Origin of the sequence: Streptomyces sp. NRRL S-378 (genome assembly GCF_000720645.1) — a bacterium.
Taxonomy (GTDB): domain Bacteria; phylum Actinomycetota; class Actinomycetes; order Streptomycetales; family Streptomycetaceae; genus Streptomyces.
In genome coordinates, this window is record NZ_JOBX01000023.1 from 47,576 (window position 1) to 64,908 (window position 17,333).

Sequence of the window (17,333 nt, forward strand, 5' to 3'; positions counted from 1 at the left end):
GGGATTTACAGTCGTCGCGGACCTCAACCAGGTCCATCGACCCTGTCCTGCCCGTCAGGGATTTTCTTCACCACCTCTCCTTTGTCCGGAAGGCGGCGCACAGCGATGTCCGACCCCGTAGGAAAGCTTCCGAGCGAGCTCGACCAGCTCCCGGACCGCGACACCGAGGAGACCGCCGAATGGGCGGCCTCCCTCGACGCCGTCGCACAGGCCGCCGGTACGCGCCGCGCCGAATACCTGCTCCGCCGCACGCTCCAGCACGCCGAGGCCGCCGGCCTGGCCCTGCCGAAGCTGCTGGAGACGGACTACGTCAACACCATCCCCACCGCCGCGGAGCCCGAGTTCCCGGGTGACGAGGCGATGGAAGCCAAGATCACCGCCTGGAACCGCTGGAACGCGGCCGCCATGGTGACCCGCGGCTCCAAGTACGGCGTCGGCGGCCACATCGCCACCTTCGCCTCCGCCGCGTGGCTGTACGAGACCGGCTTCCAGCACTTCTTCCGCGGGAAGGAGGCCGACGGATCGGGCGACCAGCTCTACATCCAGGGCCACGCCTCCCCCGGCATCTACGCCCGCGCCTTCCTCGACGGGCGCGTCTCCGAGCAGCAGCTCGACAACTTCCGCCAGGAGTCCGGCGGCAACGGCCTGCCGTCCTACCCGCACCCGCGGCGCCTGCCGTGGCTGTGGGAGTTCCCCACGGTCTCCATGGGCCTCGGCCCGCTCTCCGCGATCTACCAGGCGCGCTTCAACCGCTACCTGCAGAACCGGAACATCAAGGACACCGCCAACTCGCACGTCTGGGCCTTCCTCGGCGACGGCGAGATGGACGAGCCCGAGTCGACCGCCGCCCTGGCCCTGGCCTCCCGCGAGCAGCTCGACAACCTGACCTTCGTCATCAACTGCAACCTGCAGCGCCTCGACGGTCCGGTCCGCGCGAACTTCCGCGTGGTCCAGGAGCTGGAGGCCCAGTTCCGCGGCGCCGGCTGGAACGTCATCAAGACCCTGTGGGGGTCCGCCTGGGACGAGCTGTTCCAGCTCGACACCACCGGCGCCCTGGTGCGCCGCCTGCGCGAGGTACCGGACGCGCAGTTCCAGACGTACGCGACCCGCGACGTGGCCTACATCCGCCAGCACTTCTTCGGCGTCAACGCCGAGCTCGTGCAGCTGGCCGGTGTGCTCTCCGACGCGAAGATCGCCGAGTGCTTCCACACCTCGCGCGGCGGCCACGAGCCCCGCAAGGTCTACGCCGCGTACAAGGCCGCCCTGGAGCACAAGGGCGCGCCGACGGTCATCCTGGCGCAGACCGTCAAGGGCTACACGCTGGGTGCCGGGTTCGAGTCGAAGAACGCGAACCACCAGATGAAGAAGCTGACGATCGACGAGTTCAAGAGCATGCGCGACAAGCTCGGACTCCCGATCCCGGACAGCGCCTTCGCCGACGGCCAGGTCCCCTACGGCCACCCGGGCGCGAACAGCCCCGAGGTGCAGTACCTCAATGAGCGCCGTGCGGCCCTCGGCGGCCCGGCCCCGGCCCGCAAGGTCCACCACGTGGCCCTGCCCGCCCCGGCCGACCGCTCCTTCGCCCCGCTCATCAAGGGCTCCGGCAAGCAGGAGATGGCCACCACCATGGCCTTCGTCCGCCTCGTCAAGGACCTGATGCGGGACAAGGAGACCGGCAAGCGCTGGGTGCCGATCGTCCCCGACGAGGCCCGTACCTTCGGTATGGAGTCGCTCTTCCCGTCGGCCGGCATCTACTCGCCGCTGGGCCAGACGTACGAGCCGGTCGACCGCGACCAGCTGATGTACTACAAGGAGGCCAAGGACGGCCAGATCCTCAACGAGGGGATCACCGAGGCCGGTGCCATGGCCGACTTCATCGCCGCCTGCACGTCGTACGCGACGCACGGCGAGCCGATGATCCCCTTCTACATCTTCTACTCGATGTTCGGCTGGCAGCGCACCGCCGACCAGATGTGGCAGCTCGCCGACCAGCTCGGCAAGGGCTTCATCGTCGGCGCCACCGCCGGCCGCACCACGCTGACCGGTGAGGGCCTGCAGCACGCGGACGGCCACTCGCACCTGATCGCGTCCACGAACCCGGCGTCGCTCAACTACGACCCGGCCTTCGCGTACGAGATCGCGGTGATCGTCAAGGACGGTCTGCGCCGGATGTACGGCGAGCAGCCCGAGGACGTCTTCTACTACCTCACGGTCTACAACGAGCCGAAGGTCCAGCCGGCCATGCCGGAGGGCGTGGAAGAGGGCATCCTCAAGGGCCTCTACCGCTTCAACCAGGCCTCCGACCTGGAGAACGCGCCCGCCGCCGACGCCCCGAAGATCCAGCTGATGGCCTCGGGCACCGCGATCCACTGGATCCTGGAGGCGCAGCAGCTGCTCGCCGCCGAGTGGAACGTGGCCGCCGACGTCTGGTCCGCCACCTCCTGGGGCGAGCTGCGCCGCGACGCGCTGGAGTGCGACGAGGCGCTGCTGCGCGGCGAGGTCCGCACCCCGTACGTCACCCGCGCGCTGGAGGGTGCGGCCGGCCCGGTCCTCGCCGTCTCCGACTGGATGCGCCAGGTCCCGGACCAGATCAGCCAGTGGGTGGAGCAGGACTACACCTCGCTGGGCACCGACGGCTTCGGCCTGTCCGACACCCGTGAGGGCGCGCGCCGCCACTTCGGTGTCGACGCCCAGTCGATCGTGGTGGCCGCGCTGGCCCAGCTCGCCCGCCGCGGCGAGGTACCGGCCTCCGCGGTCAAGGAGGCCCGGGAGCGCTACGGCCTCTGAGCCGTGTGGATCCGGACGCGAAAGGCCGGTGTCAGCCCCCGAGGGGGTGGGCACCGGCCTTTCGCCGTACGAGCGGTGGCGGCGGCGGGGCCGACCCGTGATGCTGGAGCCGTGATGGACGAGACGGAGTTCTGGGAGATCGTCGACCGTACCCGCGAGGCCGCCGACGGCGACCCCGAGGAGCATGCCGAGCTGCTCGTGGAGCGGCTGGCGCAGCTCGATCCGGACTCCGTCCTGGACTTCGCCCGCCATTTCGAGTCCCGGTACAACCGGGCGTACACCTGGGACCTGTGGGGCGCGGCCTGGGTGCTGCTCGACGGGGCGAGCGACGACGCCTTCGACTACTTCCGCTGCTGGCTGATCGGCCAGGGGCGGGAGGTCTTCGAGGGCGGGGTGCACGACCCGGACCACCTGGCGGAGCTGCTGGGCGACTTCGACGAGGAGATCGACGGGGACGGCGAGGAGCTCGGGTACGCGGCCGACGAGGCGTACGAGCAGCTGACCGGGGCGGTGGCGCCGGATCTGGGGATCCCGCTGCAGGCGGCGGAGCCGGAGGGCGCCCCGCTGGACTTCGAGAACGAAGCCGTGCTCGCGGAGCGCTTCCCCCGGCTCTGGGACCGGTTCCGGGGCTGACGCCCCGGTTCAGCAGTGCGTGCCGCCGTCGATGCGGATCTCGGTGCCGGTGATGAAGGCGCCGTCCTCGGAGCCCAGCATGGCGACGACGCCGGCGACGGTCTCGGGGCCGGCGAAGCCCTGGCCGATGGCCGGGGCGAGCTTGGTGAAGAGGGACCAGTCGGTGTCCTCGGGCAGGCCGGGGCCGCTGCCGGTGGTCATGCCGCTCTCGATGGAGCCGGGCGCGACGCTGACGAAGCGCAGGCCCTGCTTGCTGTACTCGGCGGCCAGCGCGTGGGTCATGGACTGGATGCCGCCCTTGCTGGCCGCGTAGGCGGACATGTAGGGGTGGGCGAAGGACGCCGAGGTGGAGCTGAAGTTCACGACGACCGGCCGGTCCGCGGCCAGCAGGGCCGGCAGGGATTCGCGGATCATCAGGAAAGTGCCCGTCAGGTTGACCGCGATGACCTGGTTCCACAGCTCCAGCGTGGTCCGGTGGGTGTGCGCGGAGCGCAGGATGCCCGCCGCGTTGACCAGTACGTCGATCCCGCCCAGGGCGCGGGTCGCGGCGACCACGCCCTCCTTGACGGAACCCTCGTCCGCTATGTCGAGGAGCGCGGTGGTCAGCCGGTCCCCGTGGCCCGCGGCGGCGGCGTGTTCGGCGGTGGCCTTCAGGCCGGCCTCGCTGACGTCCACGGCGTGGACCCGGCCGCCCTCGGCGAGGAGGCGGTGGACGGTGGCGCGGCCGATGCCGGAGCCGCCGCCCGTGATGAGGACGCGACGTCCTTCGTAACGGTTCATGGCGTGAGCGTACCCAAGGACTGGCACGTTTTGTCATGCCGACAAAGAATGCCTTTATTGCGCCGGGCGGACGGTAGGCTTCACCCGTGAGATCCCCCCGTCCGTACGCCCCCCAGGCCGGCCCCGGAGCCCCCTCGCTGACCGAGCGCCGCAAGGCCGCCACACAGCTCGACATCGCCCGTGCCGCCTGCGGGCTGTTCGCCGAGCACGGTCCCGACGGCACCACCGCCGAGGACATCGCCCACCGCGCGGGCGTGGCGCTGCGCACCTTCTACCGCTACTTCCGCAACAAGCAGGAGGCCGTGGCCCCGCTGCTGGCGGGCGGCGGTGACGCCTGGCGCGCGCTGCTGGCGGAGGAGGACCCGGGCACCCCCCTCGCGGAGGCGCTGGAACGCGCCGTCACCCGGTCGCTGAGCGGCCCTCAGGCGGTCGCGGAGGGTCTGGAGGTGACCCGCGGCCTGCTGCGCGCGGCGGCGGACGACCAGGCGCTGCGCGCGGTCTGGTACCGCGTGAACCAGGAGTCCGAGGAGCGTCTGGTGCCGGTGATCGGCAGGCTGGCGGGGGCGGACGCCGACGTGCGGGAGGTGCGGCTGCTGGCCGCCGCGGCCACGGACGCGATCCGCGTGGCGCTGGAGCTGTGGTCGGCGACGGACGCCCCGGTCTCGGGGCCCGGCTCCCCCGCCGAGCTCGCGGTCCTGTGCCTGCGGGACCTCACAGGAGCGATGCCCCTGCTGCGCTGAACCAGCGCCGCAGGGGCATCGCCCCGGTCCCACGACCCTCCGTGGTCAGATCGGCCTCATCTCAGCGGCCACCACCCCAGCCGCCGCCGTTGCCGCCACCGCCACCGTTGCCGCCGCCGTTGCCGCCGCCCCAGTCACCGTTGCCGCCGCCACCGCCGCCGCCCCAGTCACCGTTGCCGCCGCCACCGCCGCCGCCCCAGTCACCGTTGCCACCCCGGCCGTTGCCCCAGTCGTTCCAGTTGCCGTTGCCGCCGCGGCCTGAGTCGTTCCAGTTCGCGTCGTCGTGCCAGTTGTTCCAGTTGTGGCGGCGCCAGTCGGAGTCGTTCCAGTTGCTGTCCCGCCAGTAGCCGCGGTCGCCGCCCACACCCGCGTTGTCCCAGCACCAGCTGGGCCGGTCGCGCCAGTCGCGGTTGCAGCAGTAGTCCCACCGCGCGTCGGAACGGTTCGAGGGGTACCGGTAGCAGTCGTAGCCGCCGTTCCCGCCGCCGCTGCCGGAGACGGCCGAGGCCGAGGCACTGGCGACGGGCAGCAGACCGATGGCGATTCCTGCGGCTCCTGCCATGGTTGCCGCAACGATCCTACGGCGCATTCTCATGCACCTCCGAACATGTCTCGCTTATCAGGCCTTTACGGTCCTTTCCACCCTCACTCCGCCCGACCGACCTGTCAAAGCGGAAAGGCCCCCCGCCTCGCTCCGTGGAGCGTGGCGGGGGGCCTCCCATCAGGCATTTTTAGAGGTCGAAGTACAGCTCGAACTCGTGCGGGTGCGGACGCTGCGCGATCGGGGCGATCTCGTGCGTGCGCTTGTAGTCGATCCAGGTCTCGATCAGGTCGGGGGTGAAGACACCGCCGGCCAGGAGGTACTCGTGGTCCTCCTCCAGGGCCTTGAGGACGTCCTCGAGGCTGGTCGGGACCTGCGGGACGCTCGCGTGCTCGTCCGGGGAGAGCTCGTAGAGGTCCTTGTCGATCGGCTCCATCGGCTCGATCTTGTTCTTGATGCCGTCGAGGCCCGCGAGGAGCAGGGCCGAGAAGGCCAGGTACGGGTTCGAGGACGGGTCCGGCGCGCGGAACTCGACGCGCTTGGCCTTCGGGTTCGAGCCCGTGATCGGGATGCGCATGGCGGCGGAGCGGTTGCGCTGCGAGTACACCATGTTGACCGGCGCCTCGAAGCCCGGCACCAGGCGGTGGTACGAGTTCACCGTCGGGTTGGTGAAGGCGAGCAGCGACGGGGCGTGCTTGAGGATGCCGCCGATGTAGTAGCGGGCGGTGTCCGACAGGCCCGCGTAGCCGGCCTCGTCGTAGAAGAGCGGCTCGCCGCCGGCCCACAGCGACTGGTGGACGTGCATGCCCGAGCCGTTGTCACCGAAGATCGGCTTCGGCATGAAGGTCGCGGTCTTGCCGTTCTTCCACGCGACGTTCTTCACGATGTACTTGAAGAGCATCAGGTCGTCGGCCGCGGCCAGCAGCGTGTTGAACTTGTAGTTGATCTCGGCCTGGCCGCCGGTGCCGACCTCGTGGTGCTGGCGCTCGACCTGGAGGCCCTGGGCGTCCAGCTCGAGGGAGATCTCGGCGCGCAGGTCCGCGAAGTGGTCGACCGGGGCGACCGGGAAGTAGCCGCCCTTGTAGCGGACCTTGTAGCCGCGGTTGTTCTCCTCGGAACCGGTGTTCCAGGCGCCGGCCTCGGAGTCGATGTGGTAGAAGCCCTCGTTCGCGGTGGTCGCGAAGCGCACGCTGTCGAAGATGTAGAACTCGGCCTCGGGGCCGAAGAACGCGGTGTCGGCGATGCCGGTGGAGGCGAGGTACGCCTCGGCCTTCTTCGCGATGTTGCGCGGGTCGCGGCTGTAGGCCTCACCCGTGATCGGGTCGTGGATGAAGAAGTTGATGTTCAGCGTCTTGTCGCGGCGGAACGGGTCCAGGCGCGCGGTGGTGATGTCGGCGCGCAGGGCCATGTCGGACTCGTGGATCGCCTGGAAGCCGCGGATCGAGGATCCGTCGAAGGCGAGCTCCTCCGCCGGGTCGAATGCCCGCGCCGGGATCGTGAAGTGCTGCATCACACCAGGCAGGTCGCAGAAGCGGACGTCGACGAACTTGACGTCGTTCTCCTCGATGTACTGCTTGACTTCGTCGGCGTTCTGGAACATCCAACTCCTCCTACTCCCGGCCCCGGGGGAGGGACGGGCTTTATAGCTCGTGGTGCGTCAGTGCGGTGCCGCACGCTGACCCGACCATAAGCAGACGGGATTTCCCAAGCATGACCCATTTGTTTCGCACAAGTTAACCAGGGTCCGGCCGGAGGGCCGTGAGGCGCCACCGGTACCGTGGTCGGGTGGACAACAGACAGGCAATCGGATCCTGGCTCTCCGGCCCCAAGGCGGCCGCCGAGGAGATGGGCGTCGACTTCGGCTATCCGGGCCAGCGGCTCGGCCTGCCGCAGGAGGGGCCCGGCTCCGTGGCGCGGTTCGGGCGCCGGATCGCAGCCGTGGCCCTCGACTGGATCGGCTGCCAGCTCATCGCGTACGGGCTGATCACCGGCGGGAACCTGGGCGCCGCGGGCAACTGGACCCTCGGGCTCTTCGTGGCCCTGACGATCCTGACGGTCGGCACCGTGGGCTTCACACCCGGCAAGCGGGCCCTGGGCCTGCGGGTGGTCGCGGAGGACGGCGGCCGCCTCGGCATCGTCCGGGTGGTCGTGCGCACGCTGCTGCTGGCCCTGGTCGTCCCGGCGCTGATCTGGGACCGCGACGGCCGCGGCCTCCACGACCGTCTCGCGCGCGCCGTCCAGGTCCGCATCTGAGACCGATGGGACCGAACGGGGGCGCCCCCCGAGCCGGCCGGCTCGGGGGGCGCCCCCGTCTCGTATACGAAAATCGGCTGATCGGGCCGGCGCGTCAGCGCATCTTTCCGCCGCGCGGCATCTTCATGCCCTTGGGCATGGGGCCCTTCGGCAGCGGCATGTTGCTCATGAGGTCACCCATGGCCCGCAGCTTGTCGTTGACCTGGGTGATCTGCGGGCCGGTCAGTACGCGCGGCAGCTTGAGCAGGGTGGTGCGCACCTTCTTGAGCGGCACCTCGCCCTCGCCCGTGCCCACGATGAAGTCGTGGACCGGCACGTCCGGCATGATCCGGGCCATCTTCTTCTTCTCGTTCGCGAGCAGCGGCTTCACGCGGTTCGGGTTGCCCTCGGCGATCAGCACGACACCGGCCTTGCCCACGGCACGGTGGACGATGTCCTGCTGCCGGGTCATCGCGATGGCCGGGGTGGTCGTCCAGCCCCGTCCCACGTTGTCCAGTACGGCCGCGGCCGCTCCCGGCTGCCCCTCCATCTGCCCGAAGGCAGCCCGCTCGGCCCGTCGCCCGAAGACGATCGCCATCGCGAGGAACGCCACCAGGAAGCCCAGGATGCCCAGGTAGACCGGGTGGTCGATCAGGAAGCCGATCGCAAGAAAGACACCGAAGGTGACGATTCCCACGCCCGCGACGATCAGACCGACCTTCGGGTCGGCCTTGCGCGTCATCTTGTACGTCAGGGCGATCTGCTTCAGTCGCCCGGGGTTCGCAGCAGTCTCTGCGTTTGACTTCCTCGCCATACCCAGAGTTTACGTGGCCTGCGGGGTTCGGGTAGCCGCGGCCTCAAGTACGTGTTCGGTTTCGACACGGTCCTTGGCCCTCTTGCGATCCTCCAGGACCGCCGTCCAGGCGTTGCGGCGGGCCCCGCTCATGAGGAGGGACTCGATGCCCCGGAAGGCGTCGGAGAGCGTCGGGATGGCGATGGCGCGTACGGGCGCGGCCTGCATGATGTCGATCCCTTTCACGATGCTCACGTCTGCGCGAGGTGGGCGGGTGGGTACGGTGCGTGGACCTAGCGTCACTGACTGGTGTTACCAGGGCGTGACCGGGTGGTCAAATGTGATGGACACGTTGCATACGCCGACGCGGCCCGCCGGGTTCTTTCCTCGGGAAAGAGCCTAGGGGCCGCGCCGATGCGGTATTACTCGTTGGTAGCACTTTGTGCGCGACTTCACACGTGCAGTCGCGCCCCACGTCACACGGTCGCGCGCTTCTCCATCGCCTGCTGGTACAGACGACCGGCTCGGTACGAGGAACGGACGAGCGGACCGGACATCACGCCCGAGTAGCCGATCTCCTCGGCCTCCTTCGCCAGCTCCACGAACTCGGCCGGCTTCACCCAGCGCTCCACGGGGTGGTGCCGCGGCGAGGGCCGCAGGTACTGGGTGATGGTGATGAGCTCGCACCCGGCCTCGTGCAGGTCCTTCAGGGCCTGCGAGACCTCCTCGCGCTCCTCGCCCATGCCGAGGATCAGGTTGGACTTGGTGACCAGGCCGTACTCGCGCGCCTTGGTGATCACCTCGAGCGAGCGCTCGTAGCGGAAGCCGGGGCGGATCCGCTTGAAGATCCGCGGCACCGTCTCGACGTTGTGCGCGAAGACCTCGGGGCGGGAGGCGAAGACCTCTTCCAGCAGCTCGGGCACCGCGTTGAAGTCGGGGGCCAGCAGCTCGACCTTGGTGTGGCCGGCCTCGCGGCCCGCCGTCTGCTGGTGGATCTGGCGCACGGTCTCCGCGTACAGCCAGGCACCGCCGTCGGCGAGGTCGTCGCGGGCGACACCGGTGATGGTGGCGTAGTTCAGGTCCATCGTGACGACGGACTCGCCGACGCGGCGCGGCTCGTCGCGGTCCAGCGCCTCGGGCTTGCCCGTGTCGATCTGGCAGAAGTCACAGCGCCGGGTGCACTGGTCGCCGCCGATGAGGAAGGTGGCCTCGCGGTCCTCCCAGCATTCGTAGATGTTGGGGCAGCCCGCCTCCTGGCACACCGTGTGCAGTCCTTCGCCCTTCACCAGGGCCTGCATCTTGGTGTACTCGGGACCCATCTTCGCCCGCGTCTTGATCCACTCGGGCTTGCGCTCGATGGGGGTCTGGGCATTCCGGACCTCCAGACGCAGCATCTTGCGTCCGTCGGGTGCGACTGCGGACACGACCGGCTCCCTGTGACTTCGATTGTTCGGGCGCCCACCAGGGTACGCCCGTAATTTCGTACGCTCTTACGCCGACCAACCTGCGAGCGGCCGGACTCATTCCCGTAGCCGGGAGGTCTCTATGCGGTCTCGATCTCGCGGGGCCGCAACTCGGCGTGCTCCAGTACGTCCTTCAGGTGGCGCTCGACGACCGGGAGCACCTCGGCGATGGTGACGTCGCGGCCCAGTTCGTACGAGAGCGAGGTCACACCGGCGTCCCGGATCCCACACGGGATGATGCGGTCGAACCAGGTGCTGTCCGGGTTCACGTTGATCGCGAAGCCGTGCATCGTGACGCCCTTGGCGACCCTGATCCCGATGGCGGCGAGCTTGCGGTCCTCGCGGCGCTGGCCGGCGTTGGAAGGGGCGTACTCGGGGCCGTTGAGCCGGGGGTCGAACTCCTCGTCGTGCAGGCGCGGGTCCAGCTCCAGCGAGAGGCCGCCGATCTTCGGGCGCTCCTCCACCGGGTCGCCGAGCACCCAGACACCGGAACGGCCCTCGACCCGGGTGGTCTCCAGGCCGAATTCGGCGGCGGTGCGGATCAGCGCCTCCTCCAGGCGGCGGACGTGGGCCACGACGTCCACCGGGCGGGGCAGCTTCATGATCGGGTAGCCGACCAGCTGGCCCGGGCCGTGCCAGGTGATCTTCCCGCCGCGGTCGACGTCCACCACGGGGGTGCCGTCCAGCGGGCGCTCACTGGGGTCGGTGCGCCGCCCGGCCGTGTAGACCGGCAGGTGCTCCACCAGCAGGCAGGTGTCCTCGATCTCGTCCGCGAAGCGGGCCGCGTGCACCCTGCGCTGCTCGTCCCAGGCCCGGGTGTACTCGACGGATTCCGCTCCGAAGCCCAGACGGACAAACCCAAGCTCAGCCACCGCAGCGCCTCCTCATTGAACCTGCTGTGTGCACGTACTTCACTGAGCAAGGGTACGGCTGCCCGTACGGGCCCCTTCAGGGCCCCGCGTGCGGCCCGGCGTGCGGACCCTCCTCCGGCTGCGGCCCGGGCTCCGGCAGGGGCCACGGCAGCTGCTTCGGCCGTCGACGGCCCTTCGGCGGGCGGTCGGGATCCTCGTCCGCGCGCGGCAGCCGCCGGTGGCCCTCCGAGTGGTCGTTCACCCAGCCGCACACACCACAGGCGTAACGCCCGTCGAGCCCCGCGATGTAGGTGCCGCAGCGCCGGCACTCGGCCTCGGTCAGCTCGGGCGCAGGCAGCGGAGCGGTGGATTCAGGCCGCTCCTCGGGCAGGTGCGACGGGTGGTGCCGGCGGGTCATGGCCCGCAGCGTACGCGGGAGCGTGGGGCGAGTCCGTAAAGAGCCCTACCGATTCTGCACACGATCGGATGAATGTGGGGCAGAGAGGGCGGCCCGGCCGGAGTTCGCCGCTACATTCACGCCGTTCAAGGGCCGGGACTCCGGTCCGTCACGTCAGGAAACCGTGGAGCCGATGACGGAACGACCTGCCCAGCGTGTCCCCAACCGGCAGCTCGCGGCGCTGATCGCGGAAGCCGGGTTCTCCAACGCCGGGCTCGCCCGCCGCGTCGACCAGCTCGGTCTGGAACACGGTCTCGACCTGCGGTACGACAAGACCTCCGTGACCCGCTGGCTGCGCGGCCAGCAGCCGCGCGGGACCACCCCGGCGCTGATCGCCGAGGTCTTCACCCGGCGGCTCGGCCGCCGGCTCTCCGCCCAGGACCTGGGCCTCGACGCCTGTGCCCCGGTCTACGCGGGGCTGGAGTTCGCGGCCACCCCGGAGGAGGCCGTGGACATCGCGAGCGGCCTGTGGCGCAAGGACTCCGGCTCCCACGCCGAGCTCCGGAAGATCGCCTTCACCCCGGCCGGACTGGTCGTGCCCAGCCGGGACTGGCTGATCGGGCGGCCCGACGAGCGCGTGGCCCGGGGCGCGGAACCGGCCGCGGCCCGCGTCCCGCTCCAGGGCCGGACCTCGGTGCCGCGGCAGCGGCAGATCGACCGCGGGCCCGGGCAGCGCGTGACGGCCGGCGACATCGCCGCGCTGCGGTCGGTGAGCGAGCTGTTCCGGACGCTGGACCACACCTACGGCGGCGGGCACGCCCGCCAGGCGCTCGTGCGGTACCTGGAGCACGAGGCCGAGCCGATGCTCCGGGGCACCTACGGCGAGACCACGGGGCGGCGGCTCTTCGCCGCCGCCGCGGACCTGACCCGGCTCGCGGGCTGGACCTCGTACGACATCGCCGCGCACGGCCTCGCCCAGCGGTACTTCGTGCAGGCCCTGCGGCTGGCACAGGCGGCCGGGGACCGCCCCTACGGCTCGTACGTGCTGGTCACCATGAGCCGGCAGGCGGTCTACCTCGGGCACGGCCGGGAGGCGGTGCAGCTGGCCCGGGTCGCCCAGCAGGGCGTGGGCTCCGGGCCGCCGCCCGTGGTGCAGGCGCTGCTGCACGCGGCGGAGGCGCGGGGGCACGCGGTCCTCGGCGAGGTCCGGGCGGCCACGGCCTCCCTGGTGCGGGCCGAACGCGCGCTGGGCGCCGCCCGGCCGGGGGACGACGTGCCGCACTGGGCGCGCCAGTACGACGAGGCGCAGCTGGCGGACGAGTTCGGGCACTGCCACCGGGACCTCCAGCAGTACCGGGCCTCGGCACAGCACGCGGAGCGGTCCCTGCAGCTCAGGGCGCCGGGGTTCGCGCGGTCGCGGCTGTTCTGCCGGGTGGTGCTGGCCACGGCCCGGCTGGGGCTGGGCGAGCTGGACCAGGCGTGCGCGCTGGGCGCGGAGGCGGCGCAGCAGGCGATGGAAATGCGGTCGGTGCGCGCGGTGGAGTACGTACGGGACTTCGAGCGGAGGCTGGAGCCGTACCGGGACGCCTCGGCCGTGCGGACGTACCGGGACCGGGTGGCGGCGCTGTCCTGAGGGCCGCCGCCCGGTCCCGGGTCGTCCTGTGCGCGGCAGGGGCCCGGTCCCGAGGCGGGAGGACCGGGCCCCTGGGTCGTGGGTGGTTCTCAGGCCGCCACCGGAAGTGCGGGCTCCGGGGCGACCGGGAGCGGGATGCCGAAGTCGCGCAGGACCGCGCCGGCGGCGCGGCGGGCCGAGTGCAGGGCGCCCTGCACGGTGTTGGTGTCGCGGTGGTCGCCGCACACGTAGAGCCCGGCCAGCACCCGGACGGGGCGGCGCCGGTCGTGCGGCGGGGGCATCGCGGGGACGGCGTCCGGGGTGTGGTGGACGGCCAGCAGCTCCCATTCGCGGGTGCCGGTGTCGTAGAGGCGGGCGAGGCGCGAGGCGACGGTGCGCAGCGGTGGCGGCGGGCCGAGCACAGTCGTGGTGACCAGGCTGCGGCCGGCCGGGGCCCGTGTGGGGTCGACCGCGCTCATGACGGCGGTGTGGCAGACGGGCCAGTCGGGGTCCCCGTCCACGATCAGCGAGCCGTCCCGGGGCAGTGGGGTGGCGGTGGCGTGGTGCAGGACGGTGAGCTCGTGGAACCCGGGCACGCGCAGGCCGGGCAGGAGTTCGGCGGCGGCGCGGGCGCCGGTGGCGAGCAGGACGGAGCGGCAGCGGAAGTCGCCGTGCTCCTCGGTGGTGACCAGGTTGGTGGCCAGCGACCGGACCGTGATGCCGGTCCGTACGGTGCCGGGCGGCAGGCCCGCGGCGAGCAGGTCGGGCAGGGCCGCCGCACCGCCTTCGGGCACGGCGAGACGGCCGCGGGCGAAGGTGCGCAGGGCCAGGTCGGCGACCCGGCTGGAGGTGGTGAGCTCCGGGTCGCGGAGCAGGGCGGACAGCAGCGGCCGGAGCACGCCGTGCAGGGTCCGCGCCGGCAGGCCGCGGGTGCGCAGGGCGGCGGCCGCGGTGCGTTCGGGCCGGGCGAGCAGCTTGTCCTCGGGCAGCGCGGCGAGCCTGCCGAGGGCGGCGCCGAGCCGGGCCTGGTCGAGGGAGCCGCTGGCCAGGGCGCGGGCGGGCGTGAGGGACGCGGCCCGTACCTGCTTGCCGTCGGTGTGGACCAGGACCCCGGGCGAGAAGGGGCGCAGGACCAGGGCCCGCAGGGCGTGGGTGCGTTCGAGTTCGCTGTACGCGGTGTTGAGCAACTGGGCCGTCCGGTCGAGCCGGAACCCGTCGGCCGATTCGGTGGCCATCCGGCCGCCGGGGTCGTCCGCGGCCTCCAGGACGGTGACCGTGACCCCGGCTGCGATCAGGTGGTGCGCGGCCGCGAGTCCTGAGACCCCGGCTCCTACGATGACGACGTCCGCATGGTGTGCGGCATTGGGTGCGCTGCTGAGCACGTGCCCCTCCCCGAGGTCGGCGCGGCTGTGTGGGGATCCTCCTTCCCCCAACCGGTTGCGCGGGAACCCGAGTTCGGCCGGGTATTGCGGACAACTCCGGTCGCACAACGGTCGCATCCGGGTCACGAACGGTCGCACACGGTCGCACGCCGTTTATTGGAGGGCGGCCCGGATGGCCTGCTCGATGCCCGGGTCGCGGAAGACGAAGCCGGACTCCAGGAGCCGGGCGGGACGGGCCCGCTGACCGCCCAGTACGTCCTGGGAGAACTCCCCCAGGACGACCCGCAGGGCCACGGCCGGCACGGGCAGCACCGCCGGCCGGTGCAGCACCCGGGCCATTGCGGCCGTGACCTGGCGGTTGGTCAGCGGCTCGGGGGCGGTGAGGTTGACCGGACCGCTGAGCGAGGGGGTGTCGATGATGTGGCGCAGGGCCGCGACCTCGTCCCGGAGGGAGATGTACGGCCAGTACTGGCGGCCGTCGCCGAGCCGGCCGCCGACGCCCGCGCGGAACAGCGGGAACATCCGCCCCCAGGCCCCGCCCTCCTTGGCGACGACCAGCCCGGTACGGGCGAACGCGGTCCGGATCCCGGCCTCCCGCGCGGGGGCGGCGGCGGCCTCCCACTCCACGCAGACCGAGGGCAGGAAGCCGTGACCGGCGGGGGCGTCCTCGTCCACGGGGCGGTCGCCGGTGTCCCCGTAGTAGCCGACGGCGGAGCCGCTGACCAGGACGGCGGGCGGCTCGTCGAGGCCGGCGAGGGCGTTCGCGAGCGCGGCCGTGCCCAGCACCCGGCTGTCGCGGATCTTCCGCTTGTACGCGGCGGTCCACCGGTGGTCCCCGATCCCGGCCCCCGCCAGGTGCACGACGGCTCCGCAGCGGGCCAGCCCGGCCGGGTCCACGTGGCCGCGCTGCGGATCCCACCGCGCCTCGTCCGGGGCGGCCGGCTCCCGCCGCACGAACCGCACCACCTCGTGGCCGTCCTCCCGCAGGGACCGCACGAGTGCACTGCCGATGAGCCCGGTCGACCCGGTGACTGCGATGCGCATGGCCCCATCCTGCCGGGTCGTTGCGCCGTGCTCGGGCGGATTCGGCGTGTGGCGTCGGCGGACGTCACGACACGGCGCACCCCGCGCCCGCGCCCCCAGCGCCGGCGGGCCGGAAAACAGCCCGCCGGGTCAGGCGGTGGCGGTGCCGAGCCAGGTGCCGACCGCGTAGGTGACGGCCATGGCCAGGGCGCCACCGGCCACGTTGCGGGCGACCGCCCTCGGCACCGGCGCCCCGCCCAGCCGTGCGCTGAGCACCCCGCACAGCGTGAGCGCCCCCAGCACCGCCACCACCGTCACCGGCACCCGCGCCGACGGCCCCGGCAGGATGATCGCCAGCAGCGGCAGCAGCGCCCCCACCGTGAAGGCGACGAGGCTCGCGAAGGCCGCGTGCCACGGGTTGGCCAGCTCGTCCGGGTTGATCCCCAGCTCCACCCGGGCGTGGGCCCGCAGGGCGTCCCGTTCCGTGAGCTGCTCCGCCGCCTCCCGGGCCACGTCCCGGCTCAGGCCCCGCTCCGCCAGCAGGTCGGTGAGCTCGTCGAGCTCCGCCTCCGGCTCCTCGGCGAGCTCCTTGCGTTCCATGTCGAGCGCGGCCCGTTCGGAGTCCCGCTGGGAGCTGACGGAGACGTACTCCCCCGCCGCCATGGACAGCGAGCCCGCCAGCAGCCCGGCGACGCCCGCCGCCAGGATCGTCGCGCGGGACGTGGTGGAGCCGGCCACGCCGACCACCAGGCCGGCGGTGGAGATGATCCCGTCGTTGGCACCGAGCACCCCCGCGCGGAGCCAGTTGAGCCGGGTGCTCATCCCCGCGCTCGCGGGGACGTCGCCGGTGCCGTGCGCCTCGACGTGGGCGCGGCCGAGCGCCCTCCCGGGGCCTTCGTTTCCCGTCACGCCACCACTGTCGCGGCCCGGAGCGCGGGGAGCCACCCGGCGGGCCGGTCCGGGGTGCGCGGGCCGGGCCCCCGTACCAGGGTGGAGGGATGAGACGCGGACGCGAGGATCCGGGCGGCCTGCGCGGCGAGCCACCGCCGCGCTGGGCCCGGATCGCGCCCGCGGCGGCCCTGGTGGCGCTCGTCCTCGCGCAGGCTCTGACGGACGACGTGGAGCTGGGCTTCTTCCTGGCGGGCCTGCCCCCGGTGGCCGCCTTCGCCTACGGGGCGGCCGGGACCGCGATCTTCGCCGCCATCGTCCTGCTGCTGCTGGGGGTGCACGACATCGGCGTCGCCCATGCCCGCGGGACGGACCTGGCGACGGTGGCCGTGGTCGGCCTGCTGAGCGTGGTCATCGCCTGGGTCCGCCAGCGCCGGGACGAGCAGCTGGTCAGCGTGCGGACCGTCGCGGAGGCGGCGCAGCTGGCGGTGCTGCCCCCGGTGCCGGAACGGGTGGGCGAGGTGCGCTGCTCGGGCCTCTACCGGGCGGCGCAGCGCGGCACGCTGGTGGGCGGCGACCTGTACGACGTACGGGTCGGGCCGTTCGGGGTACGGGCGCTGGTCGCGGACGTGCAGGGGCACGGCCTGGCGGCAGTGGCCACGGTGGCGGCACTGCTCGGGGCCTTCCGCGAGGCCGTGCTCGACGACCCGGAGCTGGCGGCGGTGGCCCTCCGGCTGGACCGCCGGTTGCTGGCGGACGCGGCCGACGCCCACGTGGACCATCCGGAGCTGTTCGCGACGGCGGTGCTGGTGGAGTTCCCGCCGGGGCTGGACCTCGTACGGTTCGTTTCCTGCGGGCATCCGCCGGCGCTGCGGCTGCGGGGGTCGGCGGTGGACGAGGTGCCGGTGGAACCGGGCCCCCCGCTGGGCCTGGGGCTGGCGGGGCCCGATCCTCCGAAGGCGGTGGAGCTGCCGGTGCTGCCGGGGGACCGGTTCCTGCTGCACACCGACGGGGCGACGGAGGCCCGGGACGCGGCCGGGCACTTCTACCCACTGGCGACCCGCGTGCCCGTACTGGCGCGGGACCCGGTGGGCCTGGTCGGGGCGGTGTGGCAGGACCTGGCGGCCTTCTCGAACGGCGGGCCGGGCGACGACGTGGCGCTGCTGCTGCTCTCCCCGGACGGCCGCGCATGACCTTCCCGCCAGGCCCGG

Annotated in this window: 17 protein-coding genes; 6 read left to right on the forward strand and 11 right to left on the reverse strand. The window is 72.2% G+C overall.

Annotated elements, in window-relative coordinates; genetic code table 11:
- Positions 1-105: 105 nt before the first annotated feature.
- Both aceE and IH80_RS0118015 read left to right on the forward strand, forming a co-directional pair.
- Positions 106-2,787: a pyruvate dehydrogenase (acetyl-transferring), homodimeric type gene (gene aceE / locus IH80_RS0118010; RefSeq protein WP_030961640.1), complete on the forward strand. Its 2,682-nt coding sequence runs from the start codon at positions 106-108 to the stop codon at positions 2,785-2,787.
- Positions 2,788-2,901: 114 nt separating this feature from the next.
- Positions 2,902-3,420 (forward strand): DUF4240 domain-containing protein, encoded by a 519-nt coding sequence (locus IH80_RS0118015; RefSeq protein ID WP_030961641.1) that lies wholly within the window; start codon positions 2,902-2,904, stop codon positions 3,418-3,420.
- A 9-nt stretch (positions 3,421-3,429) separates the two neighbouring features.
- Here the strand turns inward: IH80_RS0118015 and IH80_RS0118020 are convergent, their stop codons facing one another.
- On the reverse strand, positions 3,430-4,200 hold the full coding sequence (locus IH80_RS0118020; protein WP_030961642.1) for an SDR family NAD(P)-dependent oxidoreductase: 771 nt from the start codon (positions 4,198-4,200) through the stop codon (positions 3,430-3,432).
- An 86-nt stretch (positions 4,201-4,286) separates the two neighbouring features.
- Here IH80_RS0118020 and IH80_RS0118025 point away from each other — a divergent pair, with 86 nt between their 5' ends.
- Positions 4,287-4,940, forward strand: coding sequence for a TetR/AcrR family transcriptional regulator (locus tag IH80_RS0118025; RefSeq protein WP_030961644.1), 654 nt, complete (start codon positions 4,287-4,289; stop codon positions 4,938-4,940).
- Positions 4,941-5,001: 61 nt separating this feature from the next.
- Here IH80_RS0118025 and IH80_RS45375 read toward each other — a convergent pair whose 3' ends face one another.
- Both IH80_RS45375 and glnA read right to left on the reverse strand, forming a co-directional pair.
- Positions 5,002-5,502, reverse strand: a complete 501-nt coding sequence (locus IH80_RS45375; RefSeq protein WP_051809501.1) for a hypothetical protein — start codon at positions 5,500-5,502, stop codon at positions 5,002-5,004.
- Positions 5,503-5,671: 169 nt separating this feature from the next.
- Positions 5,672-7,081 carry a type I glutamate--ammonia ligase gene (gene glnA, locus IH80_RS0118035; RefSeq protein ID WP_030654817.1) on the reverse strand — a complete coding sequence of 470 codons (1,410 nt, stop codon included), beginning with the start codon at positions 7,079-7,081 and terminating at the stop codon, positions 5,672-5,674.
- A gap of 185 nt (positions 7,082-7,266) precedes the next feature.
- Between glnA and IH80_RS0118040 the strand changes: the two genes are divergently transcribed.
- Complete coding sequence (locus IH80_RS0118040; RefSeq protein WP_030961647.1) at positions 7,267-7,734, forward strand: RDD family protein; 468 nt, start codon at positions 7,267-7,269, stop codon at positions 7,732-7,734.
- A 94-nt stretch (positions 7,735-7,828) separates the two neighbouring features.
- Here the strand turns inward: IH80_RS0118040 and IH80_RS0118045 are convergent, their stop codons facing one another.
- The 5 genes from IH80_RS0118045 to IH80_RS39440 all read right to left on the reverse strand — a co-directional run bounded on the left by IH80_RS0118045 (position 7,829) and on the right by IH80_RS39440 (position 11,238).
- The gene (locus tag IH80_RS0118045) at positions 7,829-8,527 is read right to left on the reverse strand and encodes a DUF4191 domain-containing protein (protein WP_030961648.1); all 699 of its coding nucleotides are present in this window, start codon (positions 8,525-8,527) and stop codon (positions 7,829-7,831) included.
- A gap of 9 nt (positions 8,528-8,536) precedes the next feature.
- Positions 8,537-8,734: a hypothetical protein gene (locus IH80_RS0118050; protein WP_030010916.1), complete on the reverse strand. Its 198-nt coding sequence runs from the start codon at positions 8,732-8,734 to the stop codon at positions 8,537-8,539.
- Between the two features lie 248 nt (positions 8,735-8,982).
- Entirely contained in the window at positions 8,983-9,930 is a 948-nt protein-coding gene (gene lipA / locus IH80_RS0118055; RefSeq protein WP_030961649.1) for a lipoyl synthase, read from the reverse strand.
- Positions 9,931-10,049: 119 nt separating this feature from the next.
- A complete protein-coding gene (gene lipB / locus IH80_RS0118060) occupies positions 10,050-10,841 on the reverse strand; it encodes a lipoyl(octanoyl) transferase LipB (protein ID WP_030961651.1) in 792 nt (263 codons plus the stop codon).
- 76 nt (positions 10,842-10,917) lie between these two features.
- Entirely contained in the window at positions 10,918-11,238 is a 321-nt protein-coding gene (locus IH80_RS39440; protein WP_037880330.1) for a hypothetical protein, read from the reverse strand.
- A gap of 172 nt (positions 11,239-11,410) precedes the next feature.
- On the opposite strand from IH80_RS39440, the gene IH80_RS0118070 reads away from it, so the two are divergent.
- Entirely contained in the window at positions 11,411-12,850 is a 1,440-nt protein-coding gene (locus IH80_RS0118070; protein WP_030961654.1) for a hypothetical protein, read from the forward strand.
- Between the two features lie 89 nt (positions 12,851-12,939).
- Here the strand turns inward: IH80_RS0118070 and IH80_RS0118075 are convergent, their stop codons facing one another.
- From IH80_RS0118075 to IH80_RS0118085, 3 genes are all read right to left on the reverse strand, one after another.
- A complete protein-coding gene (locus tag IH80_RS0118075) occupies positions 12,940-14,211 on the reverse strand; it encodes an FAD-dependent oxidoreductase (protein WP_030961656.1) in 1,272 nt (423 codons plus the stop codon).
- Positions 14,212-14,364: 153 nt separating this feature from the next.
- Positions 14,365-15,255: a TIGR01777 family oxidoreductase gene (locus tag IH80_RS0118080; protein ID WP_030961657.1), complete on the reverse strand. Its 891-nt coding sequence runs from the start codon at positions 15,253-15,255 to the stop codon at positions 14,365-14,367.
- A 129-nt stretch (positions 15,256-15,384) separates the two neighbouring features.
- Positions 15,385-16,056 carry a VIT1/CCC1 transporter family protein gene (locus IH80_RS0118085; protein ID WP_030961658.1) on the reverse strand — a complete coding sequence of 224 codons (672 nt, stop codon included), beginning with the start codon at positions 16,054-16,056 and terminating at the stop codon, positions 15,385-15,387.
- Positions 16,057-16,232: 176 nt separating this feature from the next.
- Between IH80_RS0118085 and IH80_RS0118090 the strand changes: the two genes are divergently transcribed.
- On the forward strand, positions 16,233-17,315 hold the full coding sequence (locus IH80_RS0118090; RefSeq protein ID WP_030961660.1) for a PP2C family protein-serine/threonine phosphatase: 1,083 nt from the start codon (positions 16,233-16,235) through the stop codon (positions 17,313-17,315).
- Positions 17,316-17,333: the final 18 nt, after the last annotated feature.

What these genes read in the sequence shown, in the direction of transcription:
- aceE (WP_030961640.1), top strand. Translation starts at nt 106, where the DNA reads ATGTCCGACCCCGTAGGAAAGCTTCCGAGCGAGCTCGACCAGCTCCCG.
- IH80_RS0118015 (WP_030961641.1), top strand. Translation starts at nt 2,902, where the DNA reads ATGGACGAGACGGAGTTCTGGGAGATCGTCGACCGTACCCGCGAGGCC.
- IH80_RS0118020 (WP_030961642.1), bottom strand. Translation starts at nt 4,200, where the DNA reads ATGAACCGTTACGAAGGACGTCGCGTCCTCATCACGGGCGGCGGCTCC.
- IH80_RS45375 (WP_051809501.1), bottom strand. Translation starts at nt 5,502, where the DNA reads ATGGCAGGAGCCGCAGGAATCGCCATCGGTCTGCTGCCCGTCGCCAGT.
- glnA (WP_030654817.1), bottom strand. Translation starts at nt 7,081, where the DNA reads ATGTTCCAGAACGCCGACGAAGTCAAGCAGTACATCGAGGAGAACGAC.
- IH80_RS0118045 (WP_030961648.1), bottom strand. Translation starts at nt 8,527, where the DNA reads ATGGCGAGGAAGTCAAACGCAGAGACTGCTGCGAACCCCGGGCGACTG.
- IH80_RS0118050 (WP_030010916.1), bottom strand. Translation starts at nt 8,734, where the DNA reads ATGCAGGCCGCGCCCGTACGCGCCATCGCCATCCCGACGCTCTCCGAC.
- IH80_RS39440 (WP_037880330.1), bottom strand. Translation starts at nt 11,238, where the DNA reads ATGACCCGCCGGCACCACCCGTCGCACCTGCCCGAGGAGCGGCCTGAA.
- IH80_RS0118070 (WP_030961654.1), top strand. Translation starts at nt 11,411, where the DNA reads ATGACGGAACGACCTGCCCAGCGTGTCCCCAACCGGCAGCTCGCGGCG.
- IH80_RS0118080 (WP_030961657.1), bottom strand. Translation starts at nt 15,255, where the DNA reads ATGCGCATCGCAGTCACCGGGTCGACCGGGCTCATCGGCAGTGCACTC.
- IH80_RS0118085 (WP_030961658.1), bottom strand. Translation starts at nt 16,056, where the DNA reads ATGAGCACCCGGCTCAACTGGCTCCGCGCGGGGGTGCTCGGTGCCAAC.
- IH80_RS0118090 (WP_030961660.1), top strand. Translation starts at nt 16,233, where the DNA reads ATGAGACGCGGACGCGAGGATCCGGGCGGCCTGCGCGGCGAGCCACCG.